The sequence below is a fragment of the Microbacterium sp. NPDC058021 genome, assembly GCF_042885955.1.
GTDB lineage: Bacteria > Actinomycetota > Actinomycetes > Actinomycetales > Microbacteriaceae > Microbacterium.
On the sequence record NZ_JBHVRF010000004.1, the window covers coordinates 184,260 to 201,857 of the forward strand.

General features: G+C 71.7%; 20 protein-coding genes. 8 read left to right on the forward strand and 12 right to left on the reverse strand.

Translation table 11 applies throughout. The annotated features are described in order from the left end of the window. Positions 1 to 63: 63 nt before the first annotated feature. Together ACFVR6_RS10025 and ACFVR6_RS10030 are read right to left on the reverse strand one after the other, a co-directional pair. A complete protein-coding gene (locus ACFVR6_RS10025) occupies positions 64 to 579 on the reverse strand; it encodes a hypothetical protein (protein ID WP_386962122.1) in 516 nt (171 codons plus the stop codon). A 10-nt stretch (positions 580 to 589) separates the two neighbouring features. Continuing rightward, positions 590 to 1,018, reverse strand: coding sequence for a hypothetical protein (locus ACFVR6_RS10030; protein WP_386962124.1), 429 nt, complete (start codon positions 1,016 to 1,018; stop codon positions 590 to 592). 170 nt (positions 1,019 to 1,188) lie between these two features. Between ACFVR6_RS10030 and ACFVR6_RS10035 the strand changes: the two genes are divergently transcribed. From ACFVR6_RS10035 to ACFVR6_RS10055, 5 genes are all read left to right on the forward strand, one after another. Continuing rightward, on the forward strand, positions 1,189 to 2,460 hold the full coding sequence (locus ACFVR6_RS10035) for an MFS transporter (RefSeq protein ID WP_386962127.1): 1,272 nt from the start codon (positions 1,189 to 1,191) through the stop codon (positions 2,458 to 2,460). Between the two features lie 166 nt (positions 2,461 to 2,626). Beyond that, positions 2,627 to 3,010: an SHOCT domain-containing protein gene (locus tag ACFVR6_RS10040; protein ID WP_386962130.1), complete on the forward strand. Its 384-nt coding sequence runs from the start codon at positions 2,627 to 2,629 to the stop codon at positions 3,008 to 3,010. 7 nt (positions 3,011 to 3,017) lie between these two features. Next, positions 3,018 to 4,463, forward strand: a complete 1,446-nt coding sequence (locus tag ACFVR6_RS10045) for a DUF2252 domain-containing protein (RefSeq protein WP_386962133.1) — start codon at positions 3,018 to 3,020, stop codon at positions 4,461 to 4,463. After that, positions 4,460 to 6,046: an MFS transporter gene (locus ACFVR6_RS10050; protein ID WP_386962136.1), complete on the forward strand. Its 1,587-nt coding sequence runs from the start codon at positions 4,460 to 4,462 to the stop codon at positions 6,044 to 6,046. Before ACFVR6_RS10045 ends, ACFVR6_RS10050 begins: the two co-directional genes overlap by 4 nt. A 61-nt stretch (positions 6,047 to 6,107) precedes the next feature. After that, positions 6,108 to 7,094 (forward strand): aldo/keto reductase, encoded by a 987-nt coding sequence (locus tag ACFVR6_RS10055; protein WP_386962139.1) that lies wholly within the window; start codon positions 6,108 to 6,110, stop codon positions 7,092 to 7,094. Positions 7,095 to 7,109: 15 nt separating this feature from the next. Here ACFVR6_RS10055 and ACFVR6_RS10060 read toward each other — a convergent pair whose 3' ends face one another. From ACFVR6_RS10060 to ACFVR6_RS10075, 4 genes are read right to left on the reverse strand one after another with little or no spacing between them, the layout of a single operon-like run. Beyond that, on the reverse strand, positions 7,110 to 7,517 hold the full coding sequence (locus tag ACFVR6_RS10060) for an HIRAN domain-containing protein (protein ID WP_386962142.1): 408 nt from the start codon (positions 7,515 to 7,517) through the stop codon (positions 7,110 to 7,112). Positions 7,518 to 7,574: 57 nt separating this feature from the next. Beyond that, positions 7,575 to 7,793 (reverse strand): CDGSH iron-sulfur domain-containing protein, encoded by a 219-nt coding sequence (locus ACFVR6_RS10065; protein WP_386962145.1) that lies wholly within the window; start codon positions 7,791 to 7,793, stop codon positions 7,575 to 7,577. Beyond that, entirely contained in the window at positions 7,790 to 8,755 is a 966-nt protein-coding gene (locus ACFVR6_RS10070; protein WP_386962148.1) for a glycosyltransferase, read from the reverse strand. Before ACFVR6_RS10070 ends, ACFVR6_RS10065 begins: the two co-directional genes overlap by 4 nt. Continuing rightward, entirely contained in the window at positions 8,742 to 9,806 is a 1,065-nt protein-coding gene (locus ACFVR6_RS10075; protein ID WP_386962151.1) for an iron-containing redox enzyme family protein, read from the reverse strand. Before ACFVR6_RS10075 ends, ACFVR6_RS10070 begins: the two co-directional genes overlap by 14 nt. Before the next feature lie 189 nt (positions 9,807 to 9,995). Between ACFVR6_RS10075 and ACFVR6_RS10080 the strand changes: the two genes are divergently transcribed. Further along, positions 9,996 to 10,136, forward strand: a complete 141-nt coding sequence (locus ACFVR6_RS10080) for a hypothetical protein (protein WP_386962154.1) — start codon at positions 9,996 to 9,998, stop codon at positions 10,134 to 10,136. Between the two features lie 40 nt (positions 10,137 to 10,176). Here ACFVR6_RS10080 and ACFVR6_RS10085 read toward each other — a convergent pair whose 3' ends face one another. Together ACFVR6_RS10085 and ACFVR6_RS10090 are read right to left on the reverse strand one after the other, a co-directional pair. Continuing rightward, positions 10,177 to 11,235 (reverse strand): FUSC family protein, encoded by a 1,059-nt coding sequence (locus ACFVR6_RS10085; protein WP_386962157.1) that lies wholly within the window; start codon positions 11,233 to 11,235, stop codon positions 10,177 to 10,179. A gap of 82 nt (positions 11,236 to 11,317) precedes the next feature. Next, the gene (locus ACFVR6_RS10090) at positions 11,318 to 11,467 is read right to left on the reverse strand and encodes a hypothetical protein (protein ID WP_386962160.1); all 150 of its coding nucleotides are present in this window, start codon (positions 11,465 to 11,467) and stop codon (positions 11,318 to 11,320) included. A 253-nt stretch (positions 11,468 to 11,720) separates the two neighbouring features. Here ACFVR6_RS10090 and ACFVR6_RS10095 point away from each other — a divergent pair, with 253 nt between their 5' ends. Continuing rightward, positions 11,721 to 12,539 (forward strand): M23 family metallopeptidase, encoded by an 819-nt coding sequence (locus tag ACFVR6_RS10095; RefSeq protein ID WP_386962163.1) that lies wholly within the window; start codon positions 11,721 to 11,723, stop codon positions 12,537 to 12,539. Positions 12,540 to 12,586: 47 nt separating this feature from the next. Here the strand turns inward: ACFVR6_RS10095 and ACFVR6_RS10100 are convergent, their stop codons facing one another. Both ACFVR6_RS10100 and ACFVR6_RS10105 read right to left on the reverse strand, forming a co-directional pair. Next, the gene (locus ACFVR6_RS10100) at positions 12,587 to 13,366 is read right to left on the reverse strand and encodes an ABC transporter permease (protein ID WP_386962166.1); all 780 of its coding nucleotides are present in this window, start codon (positions 13,364 to 13,366) and stop codon (positions 12,587 to 12,589) included. Continuing rightward, positions 13,363 to 14,406: an ATP-binding cassette domain-containing protein gene (locus ACFVR6_RS10105; protein WP_386962169.1), complete on the reverse strand. Its 1,044-nt coding sequence runs from the start codon at positions 14,404 to 14,406 to the stop codon at positions 13,363 to 13,365. The genes ACFVR6_RS10100 and ACFVR6_RS10105 overlap by 4 nt, the downstream gene beginning before the upstream one ends. A gap of 61 nt (positions 14,407 to 14,467) precedes the next feature. Here ACFVR6_RS10105 and ACFVR6_RS10110 point away from each other — a divergent pair, with 61 nt between their 5' ends. Next, entirely contained in the window at positions 14,468 to 15,481 is a 1,014-nt protein-coding gene (locus tag ACFVR6_RS10110; protein ID WP_386962172.1) for a helix-turn-helix transcriptional regulator, read from the forward strand. Positions 15,482 to 15,598: 117 nt separating this feature from the next. Here the strand turns inward: ACFVR6_RS10110 and ACFVR6_RS10115 are convergent, their stop codons facing one another. Together ACFVR6_RS10115 and ACFVR6_RS10120 are read right to left on the reverse strand one after the other, a co-directional pair. Beyond that, the gene (locus ACFVR6_RS10115; protein ID WP_386962175.1) at positions 15,599 to 16,627 is read right to left on the reverse strand and encodes an ABC transporter permease; all 1,029 of its coding nucleotides are present in this window, start codon (positions 16,625 to 16,627) and stop codon (positions 15,599 to 15,601) included. After that, the gene (locus ACFVR6_RS10120; protein WP_386962178.1) at positions 16,624 to 17,571 is read right to left on the reverse strand and encodes an ABC transporter ATP-binding protein; all 948 of its coding nucleotides are present in this window, start codon (positions 17,569 to 17,571) and stop codon (positions 16,624 to 16,626) included. The genes ACFVR6_RS10115 and ACFVR6_RS10120 overlap by 4 nt, the downstream gene beginning before the upstream one ends. Positions 17,572 to 17,598 lie beyond the last annotated feature (27 nt).

Consider the following 17,598-nt stretch of genomic DNA (forward strand, 5'->3'; position numbering starts at 1 on the left):
CGCCCCTTACCCCCGAACGAGCGTACAAGCCACGGCGGACACCGCCGAACGCGGGCGCTGCAGCTACCCCGCCCGGCCGGCCGGACCGCGCCGCCGGGCGACCGCACGCCACGACGGGACCGCGATCCACGCGAGGAGCGCCGCGACGCTCACGGCGAACAGCGGCATCGCCAGCGGCGAGGCATCCGCCCCACTGATCATGTAGGTGTCGGCGAGCGCCATGCCGGCACCGAAGCTCGCGAAGAAGTACGCGGCCGGGCCGAGCACCAGCAGCGCGAGGATGCCGTGCGCGATCGGCCACGGGTCGGGTGGCCAACCGAACACCGCAGCGGCGAGCAGCCCCAGCGCGACGACGGGGCCGACGGCCATGATCCCCACCGCCGCGGCAACGTTGAGCGACTCCCCCGCGGCGGCGAGGTCGGCCATGATCTGCGGGTAGGTGCGACCGGATGCCGCCGCCAGCGGATTCCACCACAGGATCTGCGCGACGGCCCACACCGCGTAAAGGAGCACCGCGACGAACCCGCCGGCCGCGACGGACAAGGCGGCGGAGCGCGAGGCCGAATTCACAGGGGTCACCGTCGAAGCATCACACGCTCACGCCGGCCACCGGTAGTGTCGTGACCCACTCCCGCGCCGCAGGCGGGATCATCGCGACCACTGCCCGGTACAGCCCCCAGGCGAGCAGACCGGTCACCGCCTCGAGCAGCAGCGCGACGACGAAGGCGGCCCAGCGCCGCCCGATGCCGGCCGCGATCGCCGTGACGGCGAGCACGACGGCGACGGCGACGAGCCCCCAGAAGATCGACACCTGTTCGCCGATGTCGTCCGTCGCGTTCAGCGCCCGCCCGAGACCGACCGCGAACAGACTGGCGCCGAGCATCGCGACCGCGACCGTGCAGCCGATGATCGCGAGCCAGCACAGGGGGCCCACGATCGCCCGCGCGCGCGCTCCGGGCGCAGGCGCACCGCCGTCGAAGGCGTCATCACCGGATGCCGGAACACGCGTCGTCATCATCGTCGGAGTCTAGAGAGGTCCCCGCCCGGCGACGGGCTGCGCCACGGCGACGAAGCCGCAGGTGCGCGCGACATTCGTGCGGCGATAAGGTGTTCTTCCGCCTTCCGACGCCCGCGCCCGTCACCGCGCTGCGACGTCGTCATCACCGGCGAACCTCCCTAGGAAACGACATGGTCTCGCTCGGCGAACTGATCGCGCCTCGGCGCCTGGGCCGCGACTTCCGCTGGCTGCTGGCGTCGTCGTGGACGAGCAACATCGGCGACGGCATCGCCCTGTCGGCGGCGCCGCTGCTGCTGGCATCCCTGACGTCGTCGCCGCTGCTCGTGGCATCCGGCGCGATGATGCAGTACCTGCCGTGGCTGCTGTTCGGGCTGCTGGCCGGCTCCATCGCCGACCACCACGACCGGCGACGGCTCGTGATGCTCGCCAACGGCTCCCGCGCCGTGATCGTGCTGGGCCTGGTGATCTTCCTCGCGACCGGACAGGTGACCGTCTGGATCGTGCTCGCCGCGGCATTCCTCTACGGCACCGCGGAGGTGTTCGCCGACACCGCAGGCAGCACCCTCATGCCCATGCTGGTGCGCCCCGGCGACCTCGGCATCGGCAACGCGCGCCTGCAGGCCGGCTACCTCGTCGGCAACCAGCTGGCAGGGCCTCCGCTGGGCGCCTTCCTGTTCGCGGTCGGCTCGTTCTGGCCGTTCCTCGCGCAGATCGTGTGCGTGAGCCTGGCGGTCGTGCTCATCTCGCGCATCGCGCAGACCCCGGTGCCACCGAAGGACGATCCGTCGCCGGGCGGGGTGAAGGTGCATCCGATCCGCGAGGGGCTGCAGTGGCTGCGCGACCACCCGCCGGTGCGCACGCTCGTGGTCATCATCCTGGTGTTCAACGTGACGTGGGCGGCCCCCTGGAGCATCCTCGTCCTGTACGCCACCGAGCACCTCGACATGGGCGCGGTGGGCTTCGGTGCGCTGACGACCGCCTCTGCCATCGGCGGCCTGGTGGGTACGGCGTGCTTCGGCTGGCTCGAACGCCACGTCTCCTTCGCGACGCTCATGCGGGTGTGCCTCTCACTCGAAGTGCTCATGCACCTCGCGTTCGCCCTCACGACGATCCCCGCCGTCGCCTTCGTGATCATGTTCGGCTTCGGCGCCTACGCCTTCATCTGGGGCACCATCTCCACCACCGTGCGTCAACGTCTCGTGCCGCTGCACCTGCAGGGACGCATCGCCTCGGTGAACATGGTGGGCGTCTTCGGCGGGCTCGTGATCGGCCAGCTGCTCGGCGGCCTCATCGCGCAGGCGTGGGGTCTGACGGCGCCCTGGTGGTTCGCGTTCGGGGGGTCGGCCATCACGCTCCTGCTGGTGTGGCGATCGATCTCGCACATCGCGGCCGCACCCCCCGCGCTCCCGGCCCCGTCCGCCGACGCCCCCCTCAAGCCGTGAGACCACAGCTGGCGGCCGAGACCATGGGAAGTGACCGTTGTCTCGGCCGCCGGCTGTAGTTTCAGCGATCGAGGGCGGCGTGGGCGGGCAACTCACCTTGTGCGGGTGATGCGGGGGGTGGCGGGACCGGTTTAGTGTGCGCCAGGATCACGAGAGGACGACCGACATGGGCGTATGGGATTTCTTGATGTGGGCGTTCATGTTCTACATCTGGCTCGCCTGCATCTGGGTTGTCGTCACCGTGCTCGTCGATGTGTTCCGCGATCACGAGCTGAGCGGCGGCGCGAAGGCGCTGTGGGTCATCTTCGTCGTGTTCCTGCCGCTCCTGGGCGCGCTGGTCTACATCATCGCGCGCCCGCACCGCCTCGGCGAGCGCCGCAGCGGCGTGCAGGCGCAGGAGAGCAGAACGGATGCCGACGCGTACATCCGCGATACCACGGGCCGCTCCCCCGCCGCCGACATCGCGGCGGCGAAGAAGCTGCTGGATTCCGGGGCGATCTCGCAGGCCGAGTTCGACGCGCTGAAGAGCCGCGCACTCACCGTCGCCTGACCACGTCATGAGCGCCCTCGCCTCCGTGGGACCCGGCGCCGGGTTCGCCACCCGACGTGAGGCGGGGCGCGCCGCCCGCGCCCAGACGCCGCGTCGCAGCCACGCCCGATGGGAGACCCCGCCTGCCCGGACCGATCCACTGGAGCTGCTGGAGGAACAGGCGCGCTCGCGGGTGCCCGAGCTCGTCCCCGTGAGGTACGAGCGCATGCGGACCTCGCCCTTCGCCTTCTACCGGGGCGGGGCACTGCTGATGGCGTCGGATCTGGCCGGCACGCCGCAGAGCGGCCTCATCGTGCAGCTGTGCGGTGACGCGCACCTGTCGAACTTCGGTCTGTTCGGCTCGGCCGAGCGCCGGTTGGTGTTCGACATCAACGACTTCGACGAGACCCTGCCCGGCCCGTTCGAGTGGGACGTGAAGCGCCTCGCCACGAGCTTCGAGATCGCCGGGCGCCACCGCGGGTTCAGCGATGCCGAACGACGGGAGGTGGTCTCCGCTGCGGCGGCGGGCTACCGGGAGCGCATGTCGGCGGCAGCGCGCGCCTCGGTGCTGGATGCCTGGTACGACACGCTCGACGCCGAGAGCGTGCAGACGTGGCTGCGGCACGAACGCGACGAGGAACGGGCGACCAAGCGCCAGATGAAGACGTTCGACTCGGTGGTGGCGAAGGCGCGAACGAAAGACCGCATGCGCGCGTTCGCCAAGCTCGTCTCCACCCGGGACGGGCGCCTGCGCATCGCCGCCGACCCGCCGTTGATCGTGCCCGTCGAGGACATCGTCGGCGAGCGCGAGGATGCCGCGGGCACCGAGGCCCGCATGAAGGCCGTGCTGACCTCGTACCGCGCGACGCTCGGCACCCAGCGGCATCCGCTGTCGGAGTACACCTACGTGCACATGGCGCGCAAGGTCGTCGGGGTGGGAAGCGTCGGCACACGGGCGTGGGTGCTGCTGCTGGTGGGGCGCGACGATGCCGACCCGCTCTTCCTGCAGGCGAAGGAGGCGGAGGCATCCGTGCTCGAGCGGTTCCTCGGCCCCTCGGATGCCGCCAGTCACGGTGAGCGCGTCGTGCGGGGCCAGCGGATGATGCAGGCCTCGAGCGACATCTTCCTCGGCTGGCAGCCGGGGTTCGCCGGCGACGGCAGCGGACTGGAGCGCGACTACTACATCCGCCAGCTGCACGATTGGAAGGGCGCCCTCGACGCCGAGCAGATGGTGCCGCAGGGCGCCGTGCTCTACGCCCGCATCTGCGGGGAGACCCTCGCACGCGCCCACGCGCGATCCGGCGACCGGGTGCAGATCGCGACGTACCTCGGCGAATCGCGCACGTTCGACGAGGCCATGACCGACTTCGCCGCCGCGTACGCCGACCAGAACGAGACCGACTACCGCGCGTTCGTGGCCGCCCTCGATGCGGGTCGCCTGGGCGCCGCGCCAGCGGGTTCCGGTGGGTCATGAGCGCACCGGCCCCGGTCACGGGCACCTTCAACGGCAAGCTCGCCTTGCTGCTGGCCATGGCGATGTTCGTGCTCGTCGTGGACACATCGATCATGAACGTGTCCATCTCGGCGGTCGTGGCCGACATCGACACGACCGTCAGCGGCGTGCAGTCGGCCATCGCCCTGGAGGCGCTCGTCTCGGCGGCGTTCATCCTCATCGGCAGCAAGACGGGTGACCTCATCGGGCGTAAACGCGCCTACGTGATCGGGCTGCTCTGCTACGCCACGGGGGCGGTGGCGATGACCCTCGCGCAGACGCTCGTGCCGATCATCCTGTTCTGGGCGGTGCTCGGCGGCCTCGGCGCCTCGCTCCTGCTCCCCGCCATGCAGTCGCTCATCCACGGCAACTTCGAGGGCGCCGCACAGAAGCGCGTGTACGCCCTCGTCGGCGGGTCGGCGGCAATCGCCGCGGCGGTCGGCCCGCTGCTGGGAGGCTTCATCACCACCTTCCTGTCGTGGCGCGTCGCCTTCCTGCTCGAAGCCGTGGTCATCGGCGTCGTGCTGCTCGGCATCCGCCTCGTCCGGGACGTCCCCTACACCGGCTCACGCCGGATCGACGTCGTGGGCTCGATCCTCTCGGTGTTCGGCATGGGTGGCGTGGTGATCGGAATCCTGGTGTGGCAGGAGGGCGAGGGCCCGGTGATCGCCATCATCTCCAGCGGCCTGCTGTGCCTGGTCGGCCTGGGGTTCTGGCTCGTGCGCCGCCGGAAGCATGAGCGGGCGGCGCTGCTGGACCCCGACCTGTTCCGCTCGAAGCCCTTCCGCATCGGCGTCACCCAGCAGATGCTGCAGCAGATCGCGCTCGGCGGCTCCATGATCGTGCTGCCCCTCTACCTGCAGATGGTGCTCGGGTACAACGCGCTCCAGGCCGGCCTCTCGCTCGCGCCGCTGTCGCTGAGCATGTTCGCCGTCGCGATGATCGCCGGCAGGATGCGGCGGCCGATCCGCCCGGCGAACCTCGTGCTGACCGGCTTCCTGCTGCTGCTCGTGGGGCTCCTGGCCCTCATCCTCGTCGTGCCGCGCGCGACGAGCGGCTGGCTGCTGCTCGCGCCGCTGCTGGTCTGCGGGTGCGGCCTGGGACTGCTGGTGTCGCAGCTGAACAACTACACCCTCTCGCCGATCTCAGACGAGCGGGTCAGCGAGGCCGCCGGCGTCAACTCCGCGGCGGGCTCGTTCGGGCTGTCGTTCGGGCTCGCCTTCGCCGGCGCCATCATGCTCGCCGCCCTCGCCTTCGCCTTCACGGCGATGTCGGACGCGAGCACCGTCCTCCCCGACGACGAGAAGCCCCGCGTCGCGCAGGTGCTCGAGGAGGATGCCCAGTTCCTGTCGGATGCCGCCCTCGCCGAGCTCCTGGTCGCCCAGCCGCCGCCCGTGGCGGAGGAGATCCTCCGCATCAACAGCGAGGCGCGCCCGATCGCGCTGCAGGTGGCGCTGCTCATCCCGGCCCTCACGGCCGTCGCGGGCATCGTCAACGCGTTCCGGATGCGACGCCTCCCCGACCCGGTGGCGTCCGGCTCCGGCGGCCACACCCTCCTGGACTGACCCGCGCCCGTTGACACCGCGCAGCCCCGCGCCGAGACTGACGGCGAGCGAAGGGGATGCCATGCACACGCGCACACTCGGCCGAGGGCTCCGCGTCTCGGCGATCGGCCTCGGCTGCATGGGCATGTCCCAGAGCTACGGCCCGAACCCGGGCACACGGGAGGAGATGGTGCGGGTCCTGCGCTCGGCCGTCGACCTCGGCGTCGACTTCTTCGACACCGCCGAGGTGTACGGACCATACGTCAACGAGGAGCTCGTCGGCGAGGCCCTCGCGCCTGTCCGGGACCGCGTCGTGATCGCGACGAAGTTCGGCTGGAAGATCCGCGACGGCGCCAGCGTCGGCCTCGACAGCAGGCCCGAGCAGATCCGCGCGGTGGCCGATGCCTCGCTCCGCCGGCTGCGCACGGACGTGATCGACCTGTTCTACCAGCACCGGGTCGACCCGGAGGTGCCGATCGAAGACGTCGCCGGCACGGTCGGCGAACTCGTGGCGGCGGGCAAGGTGCGCCACTTCGGGCTCTCCGAGCCCGCGGCATCCACCATTCGCCGTGCGCACGCCGTGTTCCCGGTGACGGCGGTGCAGAGCGAGTACTCGCTGTGGACCCGCGATCCCGAGGCCGAGGTGCTGCCCACGCTCGCCGAGCTCGGCATCGGCTTCGTCCCGTTCAGCCCGCTCGGCAAGGGATTCCTCACCGGCACCGTCGACACCTCGACCACGTTCGCCGACGATGACATCCGCCGCCGGGTGCCGCGGTTCGAGGCCGACAACCTCGCGGCGAACGCCGCCCTCGTCGACCACGTCCGCATGCTCGCCACCGGCAAGGGCGTCACCCCGGGCCAGATCGCCCTGGCGTGGCTCCTCGCCCAGCATCCGTGGGTCGTTCCCATCCCCGGGACCCGGCGCACCCCGCGCATCCGCGAGAACGCCGATGCGACGACCGTCCCCCTGTCCGCCGACGAGCGCGCCGACCTCGACGCACTCGCGCAGCGCATCGGGGTGCACGGCGACCGCTACAACGCGCAGCACATGGGCTACGTCAACCGGTAGCGCCGATGCCCGTGCTCAGGCGGCCCGGTACGACCCGACGAAGTCGCGCAGCGCGTGCTCATCGGGCAGTTCCACCCACAGCCGGCTGCTGCCGGCGGTCGAGCCGAGCCCGTTGACCACGGCGGCACCGCCCAGGTCGTCCAGCAAAGGCGCGATGCCGAGCGCATGCGCGTCGGAGACGTACCCGACGCCGCGACCGCGTGCGTAGACGGCGATGGACGAGGCGTCACGGCTGTTGCGGGGCTCGCGGCGGAGCACGTACATGCGGTCGCCGTTATGTGAACGCTCGTGGTCGTCCGCGAGGAAGTGGGTGCGCTCCACCCGGGCACGCCGGGATTCGAGCCCGCGCAGGTCCGGGAGCGTGGCGTGCTCGTGGGCGCGCAGAGAAAGCAGAGAGCGGACGTGTTCCCACCAGACAGACATTCCCACCAGGTTATCTAGTTGCCCCTGGGAAACCGCCGGTGTGGCCGACGCCGCGGTCTACTCCTGCGCGTCGGGGGCGGCGGGCGACGTCGTGAAACCGATCAGCTTGTGCGTGCCGTCGCACCACGGCTTGATCGCCGACACCCCGCACCGGCACAGCGCCGCCGTGCGCCGGGGCTGGCGGATCTCCTCCCCCGCCTCATTCCGGAAGACGACGTCGCCGCGCACGATCAGCGGCCCGTCGGGGTAGGGGGTGATGGTGGTCTCGGTACTCATGCTCTCCTCCTCAGAAGGTGCAACGGGGTCGCCGCACGCCGAATGCGGGTGTCGCGGTAGCGCACGCCGCCGCGCAGTCGCAGGGCGACCGCGATCCAGACGGTCACTGCGCGCTCCAGCATCCAGGGCAGTGCCCACAGACAGTCGGTGGGCCGGAACTGCGCGCGCCCGCCCGCCCTCGCCCGGCCCACCGCGGCGAGCGCGACGACGCCGACCGCGACGGCGGCCAGGCTCGCCCCGCGCCGGGCGCCCACGAGCACGCCGATCATCGGCAGCAGCGCCAACTCCCGCGCGAGCCGCAACGGCTGGGCGAAATCGTCGTAGGCCTGCCGCACCCGCTGCTCGGCGAACCGTCGCACCTCGGGTGGGCGGCGAACGACATAGACATCGGATGCCACGTCGACACGGCCCCCGCGAGCGCGCACCGTGCGCTCCAGCTCGAGATTCTCGAACAGGACGTCGGTGTCGTAGCCCGCCTCCCCCAGTGCCGCCGCGCGCAGCGCGACGGTACCCGAGAAGTCGCCGCCCAGCGCCCGGTTCACCAGCGTCCGACCCGTGTCCCAGCGGGCATGCCACGGAGTGGGTACGAAGACGTTCTGCGGTCGCACGAGCGCTGCCCGGTCGAGCCGGTCGAGCACATCGGCCAGCTGCCGCCGCTCGTAGCGCACGTCGTCGTCGGCGATGACGACCTTGTCATGGCGCGCCAGCCGGATGCCGGTCATCGCGCCACGCGCCTTGCCGTTGCGCCCGGTGACGGCCGGCGGCACGTGACGCACGAACGGCCAAGCGGCCCGGTGGGCGGCGAACCGTTCGGCCGGCGAGCCGTCGACGACCGTCACATCGATCCACCCCGACAGTCGCGCGAGGTAGTGGGCGAGCTCCGGCAGTCCCGCATCGTCGTCCCAACGCAGCGGCAGCACGTACTCGCCGGCCAGGCGCGGAGCGGGGTCAGGAGGCGCCACCGTGCGCCGCCCCGCCCGAGCGGAGGGCGCTGCGACCCTCCTGCCAGGCGTGCAGGATGTGATCGCCCGCCCACCCGTCCACGGTGAGGCAGGCCGCGGCGCCGAAGAGGATGTCGGGGAGCAGGTCGGGCTCGTCCTCGGCGAGCGCCCCGGCGAGATCGCGCCCCGCGATCTGCTCGTGCACGGCATCCGCCTCGACGTGCTCGTCGAAGTACCAGGTGACGTCCGAGTCGAAGCCGACCCGGCGGAATCCGTCACCGTACTGTTTGTTGGGGATCGAGGAGGTCATCTCGAAGGCCGCGAGGTGGCCGACGATCGCGCCGCGCAGCCGCCGGTTGAGGCCGAACATCGACATCATGTTCAGCGACGCGAGCGTGACCGCCGGCACGACATCGAGGTACGCGCCGTACGTGTCGTCGAGCCCCGCGCCGCGCATCGTCTGCGCGAAGATCCCGGCGTGCGCTCGGCCCGCGTCGCCGCTGCCGTACTCATCGAACTGGATTTCCACGAGCGCCGCCTTCGGCCGACCGGTGAGACGGGGGATCGCCCACGAGTGCGGGTCGGCCTCGCGGAGCGTGTAGATGCTGCGATGCATGAGGAACTCGCGCAGCTGCTCCACGGATGCCGTCTTGGCGACGTAGCGGGCAAGGCTCGGTCCCGGCGACGGCGCCGTCATGGAGAAGAGCAGGCGGGCGACCGCGTCGGCGGTCGGCTCGGGAGCGTCGGGAATCTCGATCTCGGCGCGCAGCTGCGCCTCGAAGGCCGATTCCAGTACGTGGCGCGCGCCGAGCAGATCGAGGTCCCACTCGCGCGCGACCGGCAAGTCGGCGAGCGATCCGTAGTGCAGTGCGTACAGAAGGAACAGGCTCACCTGCACGTCGTCGTCCCGTGCGATGTCCTCAGCACGGTCGACGACGTCGGCGGCCCGGTCGGCGAGACCGGCGGCATCCTGCGTGTCATCCGCCAGCAGCTCGAGGATCTCGGCGCTGAGCGGCCCGCGCGGCGCCGGTCGGGTGCGCGTGTCGGGCTTCGCGGGGGCGTGGATGGTCATGGTGCGTCCTGTCTGTGTGCGGTGCCCCCTCAGACTCGCAAGAAGCCTGATCTGCGCGCAGGGACTTGACGACGCCGACGCCCGTCGCTACCGCGGAGTACTCCCGCGGCGGTCGCGCGTCAATCCCTTCACGCTCGGCGCGCGAGGTCGTTACCGTCGAGCCGAACACGCTCGAGCAGGAGGACAGCCATGGACACCGACAACGGTCACCCCAGCCAGGCCGAGGGAGAGGACCCGGACCGTCCCACGGAAGGCTCGGACGACGGCGCGACCGGCCACCCCTCGCAGGCCGAGGGCGAGGACGCCGCCGACACCGACGACGCCGGGTGAACGGAGGGGCCGGGCAATCCCCCGGCCCTTCCTCCCCCGCTCACTGCGGGGGACGACACAGCTGCACGAGCCGACCCAGGTAGCCGGCCACGGCGAGTTCGGGCGAGAACGCGGGGGCGTTCTGCGCGCCGGCGGCGACCAGCTGCGCATAGCGCGTGACGGCGGCGGATGCCTCGTCGAGCCGTGCGGCGGCCTCCGGCTCCGACTCGGGTGTCGACATCAGCACCCCGCAGGCGCGCATCGCCTCGGTCAAGGCCGCCGTCGAGCGACCCGAGGAGTGCAGGGCGAGGTCGGGATGCTGGAGCAGCACTTCCATGAGTTCGCGCACCAGCAGGACCGACCGTTCCAGCGCCGACCACGCCCGCCGGTTCTGCTCCTGCTCCGCCGCGCGATGTCGTCCGCGCGGATTACCGCGGGCGCTGCGCCCCGCCTCGTGCACCCCGTCTGCCACGCTCGCCGACAACGCCGCGAGGTCGTCGGCGCCACGGCTGAGGCGATCGGCATCCACGTCGCCCTCGTCGATGAGGTCGGCGGTCTGCTGCAGACTCTGGGCGATGCGATCGCGCAGCATCGCCAACTGCGCTCCCGCTTCGCGCAGATACAGCGGCGGCAGCAGCAGGTAGTTCGCCGCAACGCCGACGAGCACCCCGAACGCCATCGTGACGATGTACGAGGTCGAGAACTCGTCCGCGTCGCCCCCGCCCAGCACCAGCACGAACAGCCCCGCCAGCGCGATCCAGTCGCGCCCCGCTCCGAGCCCGCGGATGCCACCGAGCGCAACCCCCACCCCGATGACGAGGGCGATCGCCACGATCCCCGGCGCGCCCGCCATCACGGCGGCGAGTCCGCCGAGTCCGAGGAGGATGCCGAGCCCCAGGCCGACGATCGCCTGGAAGCCGGCGCGGGCGGAGTCCGCGACCGTCGGATACATGCTCACGAGCACCCCCATGGGGGCGTAGTAGGAGTACTCGGCGCTGGCGAACGGCACGTACGGCGCGAGATACCAGGCCACCGCGGCGGCGACCGCGGTCTTCGCCGCGAGCACGAGCCGGGAGAGCGCGACGACCTCGCTCCCGGCCGAGCGGAGCGTGGCGACCATCGCGGGCGGGCGGAGCCCGGCGCGAGGCGATGGACTCACCGCGCCGCCACGCGACGGGGACGTCCTGCCGCCACGGATGCGCTCACTCGTCGTCCTGATCGGTGCCGGGTCCCCCGATCACGTTTCCTTCGTCGTCCAGGGGTACCGGGCGCTCCTCATCGGGCACCGGCTCCTGAGGCAGCCCCGTGTCCGGATCGATCGGGCGCTCCTCATCGGGCACATTCATGCTCATCGCGTGCTCCTTTCGTGGCTTCCTCAGCATCGATCCCCCCGGCACGGACCGCATCCGGTTGACGATGACCGGAGAGGGGGCTACGCGCGCGCTCGGAGGCTCTGTCCAGGTTCACCGTGACAAGATCGTTACTCCAAAGCGTTGCGGGTCGCACCCGGATCTGCAACACCGAACACCCGCCGCCGACCCGACGGCGCCGATCCGAGGGGCCAGTCGAGCCCAGAGGAACCGTTTGACCGAGCAGAATTCCGCCATGCCCGCCGCCACGCGCCGCGCCGCCCGCGCCGCCGCCGCGCGAGCCGTGGCCCCCCGCGTCACCGCGCGCAGCGCCCTCGCGATCGCCGTCGTGGTGGGTCTGGCCGGCACCGCCGCGGTGCCCGCCGTCGCGTACACCGGCCCCGAGACCGAGGGCACGACCACGGCGGCGCAGCCCGTCGTGCCTGGCACCGCAACGGAGGCCGCAGCAGCAGCCCCCACGGCCGAGACCCGTGAGACGCAGTCGCTCGTCGTGGCATCCGAGACCGACGGCGTGACCTTCGACCGCCTGTCCTACATGGCCACGACCCCCGAAGAGATCGCCCGCATCGAGCAGGCCCAGGCCGAGCTCGAGCGCGCACGCCTGGCCGCGGCCATCACCAACGGCCAGCTCTCGTCGATCTCCTCGGCGCTGCCCGTCGTCGGCGCCGGCGGCGTGCGACGCCCCCTCCCCTACTTCAACAACTTCGGCACCCCCTACGCGGGGCACAAGGGCGTGGACTACATGGTCGGCGCCGGCACCCCCATCTCCGCCATCGCCGACGGCGTCGTGATCGAGTCGTCCGAGAGCGGTCCGGGCTGGGGCGTGTACGTCAAGATCGCCCACAACATCAACGGCACGAGCGTGACGACCCTCTACGCCCACATGACCTACGGCACCCGCACCGTGCAGGTCGGCGACCGCGTCACCGCCGGGCAGGTCATCGGTCAGGTCGGTGCGACCGGTCGCGCCTTTGGCACGCACCTGCACCTGGAGGTCCAGGTCAACAACAGCTATGTCAACGGCGAGAGCTGGCTGGTCTCCAACGGACTCTGAGCGCGTGCCGCTGCCGGCGGCATCTGCGCCGCCGGCAGCAGGTCCGATCAGCTCGATCGGCGCATCGCCCGCACCCCCACCAGCAGCCCGACGGCGGCGACGGCGAGGGCGGCGACCCACCCCCACAGCACCGCGGTCGCGGCGAAGTCGCCCGACAGCAGCGCGCGCTCGGCCTGCACGACCCAGTTGACGGGGTTCACCGCGGCGACCGCCCGCATCCACGCGGGGCCGTCGTCCAAGGGCAGCAGCATGCCCGAGAGGATCAGGAGCGGAAAGATCAGCGACTGCTGCACACCCCAGAACAGCCATTCCCGGTCCTTCGTCGCCAACGCCAGCGAGTACGACAGCGCCCCGAGACCCACCCCGAACACGGCCAGCAGCACGAGCCCCACCACGAGCCCGCCGATGTCGACGCGGAATCCGAACGGCCAGGCGATCAGCACGATGACGATCGACTGCACCACGATGGGTGCGACTTCCTTCAGCGCCCTGCCCACCAGCAGCGCCGACCGTGACAGCGGTGCGACGAGCGTGCGCTCGTGGGAGCCCGTCATCATCTCGTACTGCAGGTTCGATCCGGTCGCACCGGTGCCGAACAGCACGATCATGACGAGCACGCCCGGCACGAACCAGCGCAGCGTCCCGGCGACGTCCCCGCCGGCGGCTCCCGCCAGCAGTGGCGCGAACAGCCCCAGGAACACCAGCGGCTGCAGCAGGCTGAAGATGAGGGAGAACGGGTCGCGCACCACGGGACGCAGCTCCCGCGTGAGGACGTTCCAGGTGTCGCGCGCCGGGTTGGCGCGCACGAACTCGCGTGTCGTGGTCATCGGACTGCTCCCGTCTGCTGTGCCGTCGCTGCGGCATCCATCTCCGCCTCGGACTCCCCGTCCGCCTTGTCCCCCTCGCCCGCTTCCCGCAGGGTGCGCCCCGTGAGCGCGAGGAAGACGTCGTCGAGGGTGGGCGGCACGCCCGTGGCCTGCCGCACGATGACGCCCGCGGCATCCAGCGCGCGCACCGCCCCCGGCAGCAGCCGTTCGCCGTCGGGAGCGGTGAGGGCGAGGGATGCCGCACCCTCGCGGCGCACCGGGCGATCGGTCAGCGCCTGCACGACATCGACGGCGCGGTCGGCATCGGCCGGCTCCGCGAATCCGAGCGTGATGACGTCGCCGGCCAGCGTCGCCTTCAGCGCGGTCGCGGTGTCGTCGGCGATGACCCGGCCGCGGTCCATGACCATGACCCGCTCGGCGTAGCGGTCGGCTTCTTCGAGGTAGTGGGTCGTCAGGAACACCGTCGTGCCGTGCTGGGCGCGCAGATCCAGGATGTGCTGCCACAGGTTGGCGCGGCTCTGCGGATCCAGGCCCGTCGAGGGTTCGTCGAGGAACAGCAGCGGCGGCGCGTGCATCAACCCGAGGGCGATGTCCAGCCGGCGTTTCTGTCCGCCGCTGAGCTGCTGCACCGAGCGCGTCGCGAACGAGGCGAGATCGAGCGACTCGATCAGCTCCGCCGCGCGGGCGCGGGCGGCCGCGCGCGACATCCCGTAGAACGCGCCCTGGCTGATCAGCTCGTCACGCACCCGCTGCGCGAAGCTGCCACTGGTGAGCTGCCCGACGTAGCCGATGCGGGCGCGCACCGCGCCCGGGCTGCGAGCGATGTCGTGCCCGACGACGCGGGCTGCCCCCGCCGTCGGCGGCAACAGGGTGGTGAGCATGCGCAGGCTCGTCGACTTGCCCGCGCCGTTGGGACCGAGGAACGCCACCAGCTCCCCCTCGGTCACCCGGAAGGTGAGGTCGGTGACCGCCGCGACGGTCTTCTTCTTGACGGTGAATCTCTTGGTGAGCCCCACGGCGTCGATGATCGGTTCGTCCATGCCGGAACGGTAGGGCGCGATGCGGACACATGCTGTCCGCGATGCGCGCGAGAATCGGGGTATGTCCGACACCACCACCCGCGCACTGTCGCTGCTCAATCTGCTGCAGACCCACCGCCACTGGCCGGGGACCGAGCTGGCCAGCCGCCTGGGCGTCACCGAGCGCACGGTGCGCCGCGACGTCGACCGGCTGCGGGAGCTGGGGTACCGCATCGAGTCGTCGCCGGGGGCGGCGGGCGGGTACCGGCTGGAGGCGGGGTCGGCCGTGCCTCCGCTGCTCCTCAACGACGACGAGGCCGTGGCCATGGCGGTGGGGTTGCGGGTCGCCGCCGAACAGCGACTCGTGGGCGGCCCGGAGACGACGCTCACCGCGCTCGCCAAGCTCGAGCAGGTGCTGCCGGCGGAGTTGCGCCGCCGGGTGGGAGCGCTGGCGGCCGCCGTGCAGGCGGGCGCGGTGCGCTCGGGCGCGGCGGTGTCGACCGAGGTGCTGAGCGAGCTGGCGCTGGCCTGCCGCGACCACGAGCGACTGCGGTTCGACTACACCTCGGTGTCGGGCGCACAGGGCGAGCGCCGCGTGGAGCCGCACCTGCTGGCACCGGCCAACCGCAACTGGTACCTGCTGGGGTGGGACCTCGACCGCGATGACTGGCGCACCTTCCGCATCGACCGCATCGAGCGCGTGCAGCACACCCGGGTGCTGTTCACGCCCCGTGAGCTGGGCGACGACGAGGCGGCCGAGATGGTCTTCGTCGCGACGTCGTGGTCGCCGCAGAAAGTGGAGGCCCAGGTGGTCATGGATCTGCCGCTCGAGCGGATGCGGGAGCTGTTCGGCGCGTGGTCGCAGGGCGCCACCGCCGAGGACGGCGATCGCACCCGCTGGGGCATCGGCGGTCCCGACTGGCGCGACGCGCTCTACGGCTTGCTGTGGATCCCCGCCGGCGTCGAGTACCGCACCGACTTCCCCGAGCCCGAGCGCTCCCACCTGCGCGAGGCGCTCGAGCGGGCGCTGCGCGCCCTCTCCTCCCCACCGCCCGCCGCTCCCGCCGCTCCCGCCGCGAACCCCCACCCCCGCTGAGACGACAGCCGGCGGCCGAGACCGTGGGAAATGACCATTGTCTCGGCCGCCAACTGTGGCCTCACTGCCACGGGCGGGCGGCGCGGGCGGCGCGGGGGCGCGGGGGCGCGGGGCGGGTCAGGCGATGCGCGTGCCGGGCGGGAGGGTGCGGGCGGGGGTGCGCGTGCGGACGTAGGCCCACCACATCAGGCCGGCGGCGAGCGCGATCTGCACGCCGAGCCCGACGAACCAGCTGGGCGTGGTCGAGGCGACGACCTCCTCCGCGGTCTGCGACTGGGGCACCTGCGGGGCGCACTCGTCGTAGACCTCCTCCGCTGCGGGGGCGATTTGCGTCGAGCGCACGCCGAGCTTGATCTGGCCGAACAGATCCACGGGCCAGCCCCCCTGCCCGAACTGCGTCGGCGTGGCATCCGCCAGGATCACGAAGGGGTTGCTGGCGAGCACCCACCAGACGGTGTCGAAACGGGGCTGCTCCCGCGTGGACGTCTCCCACTCGTCGGTGCACACGACCGTGTCGCCGGAGTAGTCCGCGACCCGGTAGGACGACGTGACCTCGGTGCGGATGCTCGATCCCACGAGCAGGAAGACGATGAGGGTCCCGATCGTGAGGGCCGAGACGACGAGGTAGGTCGTGGCCACCGAGAACAGCGGACGGGCCAGGATGCCGCTGAGCGCGACACCGATGGCGGAGATGACCCCGATCTCGACGATCAGCACGACGAGCGAGACGACCACGGTCCACGGACTCACCCCGCCGCCGAGGGTGGCGATCGCCAGGAACGGCAGGGCGACGACGGCGAAGGCGAGTCCCGTCGCCCAGGCGGCGAGGAACTTGCCCACGAGGATCTCGCCCGTGGAGGCGAGGGTCACCTGCACCGGCGCCAGAGTCGCGGCATCCCTGTCGCCGTTGATCGAGTTGCCGCTGAAGGTCGGCGAGACGAGCACCGCCAGCAGCAGCGTGATGAACACGACCGTGGAGTAGACGCCCGCGCCGAAGCTCTGCGCCGCTGCGAACACGGTGAACGCCAGCGCGGTGACGCCCAGCAGCAGCACGGCGAAGATGCCGAGCAGCACGTACCAGGCGACCGACCGCACCCGCTGGAGGAGTTCGAGCCGCACGATCGTGCCGAGCCGCTGCAGGTTCATGCGGTGCCTCCCCTGGCGGGTCCCTCGCGCAGATCGAGGAAGGTGTGCTCGAGCATGCTGGTGGCCGCGGAGAACTCCGCCACCGGGAGCCCCGCGCCGATGAGCGCCGCGAGCGCCTGCGCGGCGTCGGCATCGGAGGCGAACCCCACGAGCACGTCGCGGCGGTCGGTCGGCAGCACGCCGGCATCCAGCCCCAGGGTGCGCGCCACCGGCAGCACGGCCGCCGTCGCGTCGCGATCGGCCAGGCGGATGCGCCAGGTGCGCACGCGGGATGCCGCCGCGGCGACCCGATCGGAGCTGACCGTCTCGCCCGCCACGAGGAAGACGGCGTCGTCGATGACCTCCTCGAGCTCGGACAGCACGTGGCTGGAGATGAGCACCGTGCGCCCCTCGGCGGCGAACCGGCGCAGCAGCACGCGCAGGTCGATGCGCGCCTGCGGGTCCAGACCCGACGCCGGTTCGTCCAGCAGCAGCACGCGCGGGTTGTGCACGAGCGCGCGGGCGAGACCCAGCTTCTGCTTCTGCCCGCGCGAGAGCACCCGCGCCGGGGAGTCGGCGAGCGACTCGAGCCCGAGCTCGGCGAGCAGCTGCGCGGCGCGCCCACGCGCCCGCTCGCGGCTCATGCCGTACAGCTCTCCGGTGACGGTGATCGTCTCTCGCGCGGTCAGGGCGGGCCAGGCGCCGAGCGCATCCGGCATCCAGCCGAGGATGCCCCGCGCGAGCGCGGGCTCCGCGATGGGGTCGACGCCACCGATGCGCAGGTCACCGGCATCGGGGGCCAGGAGCGAGGCCAGCATCAGCATGAGCGTCGTCTTGCCCGAGCCGTTGGGGCCGACCAGCCCTGTGACCGCCCCCTCCCGCGCTTCGAGGGTCACATTGCGCACCGCGTGCACGTCGCCGAACGACCTGCGAACGCCGTGGGCCACTATTCCGGGTGTGGTCACGAGCGCCACCATAGCGGATTCACAGGA

Coding starts and splice junctions, on each gene's coding strand:
- ACFVR6_RS10075 (WP_386962151.1), bottom strand. CDS start 9,806: ATGACCATCCACGCCCCCGCGAAGCCCGACACGCGCACCCGACCGGCG.
- ACFVR6_RS10080 (WP_386962154.1), top strand. CDS start 9,996: ATGGACACCGACAACGGTCACCCCAGCCAGGCCGAGGGAGAGGACCCG.
- ACFVR6_RS10030 (WP_386962124.1), bottom strand. CDS start 1,018: ATGATGACGACGCGTGTTCCGGCATCCGGTGATGACGCCTTCGACGGC.
- ACFVR6_RS10105 (WP_386962169.1), bottom strand. CDS start 14,406: ATGGACGAACCGATCATCGACGCCGTGGGGCTCACCAAGAGATTCACC.
- ACFVR6_RS10115 (WP_386962175.1), bottom strand. CDS start 16,627: ATGAACCTGCAGCGGCTCGGCACGATCGTGCGGCTCGAACTCCTCCAG.
- ACFVR6_RS10095 (WP_386962163.1), top strand. CDS start 11,721: ATGCCCGCCGCCACGCGCCGCGCCGCCCGCGCCGCCGCCGCGCGAGCC.
- ACFVR6_RS10110 (WP_386962172.1), top strand. CDS start 14,468: ATGTCCGACACCACCACCCGCGCACTGTCGCTGCTCAATCTGCTGCAG.
- ACFVR6_RS10065 (WP_386962145.1), bottom strand. CDS start 7,793: ATGAGTACCGAGACCACCATCACCCCCTACCCCGACGGGCCGCTGATC.
- ACFVR6_RS10085 (WP_386962157.1), bottom strand. CDS start 11,235: ATGGTCGCCACGCTCCGCTCGGCCGGGAGCGAGGTCGTCGCGCTCTCC.
- ACFVR6_RS10060 (WP_386962142.1), bottom strand. CDS start 7,517: ATGTCTGTCTGGTGGGAACACGTCCGCTCTCTGCTTTCTCTGCGCGCC.
- ACFVR6_RS10045 (WP_386962133.1), top strand. CDS start 3,018: ATGAGCGCCCTCGCCTCCGTGGGACCCGGCGCCGGGTTCGCCACCCGA.
- ACFVR6_RS10100 (WP_386962166.1), bottom strand. CDS start 13,366: ATGACCACGACACGCGAGTTCGTGCGCGCCAACCCGGCGCGCGACACC.
- ACFVR6_RS10040 (WP_386962130.1), top strand. CDS start 2,627: ATGGGCGTATGGGATTTCTTGATGTGGGCGTTCATGTTCTACATCTGG.
- ACFVR6_RS10055 (WP_386962139.1), top strand. CDS start 6,108: ATGCACACGCGCACACTCGGCCGAGGGCTCCGCGTCTCGGCGATCGGC.
- ACFVR6_RS10090 (WP_386962160.1), bottom strand. CDS start 11,467: ATGAGCATGAATGTGCCCGATGAGGAGCGCCCGATCGATCCGGACACG.
- ACFVR6_RS10050 (WP_386962136.1), top strand. CDS start 4,460: ATGAGCGCACCGGCCCCGGTCACGGGCACCTTCAACGGCAAGCTCGCC.
- ACFVR6_RS10035 (WP_386962127.1), top strand. CDS start 1,189: ATGGTCTCGCTCGGCGAACTGATCGCGCCTCGGCGCCTGGGCCGCGAC.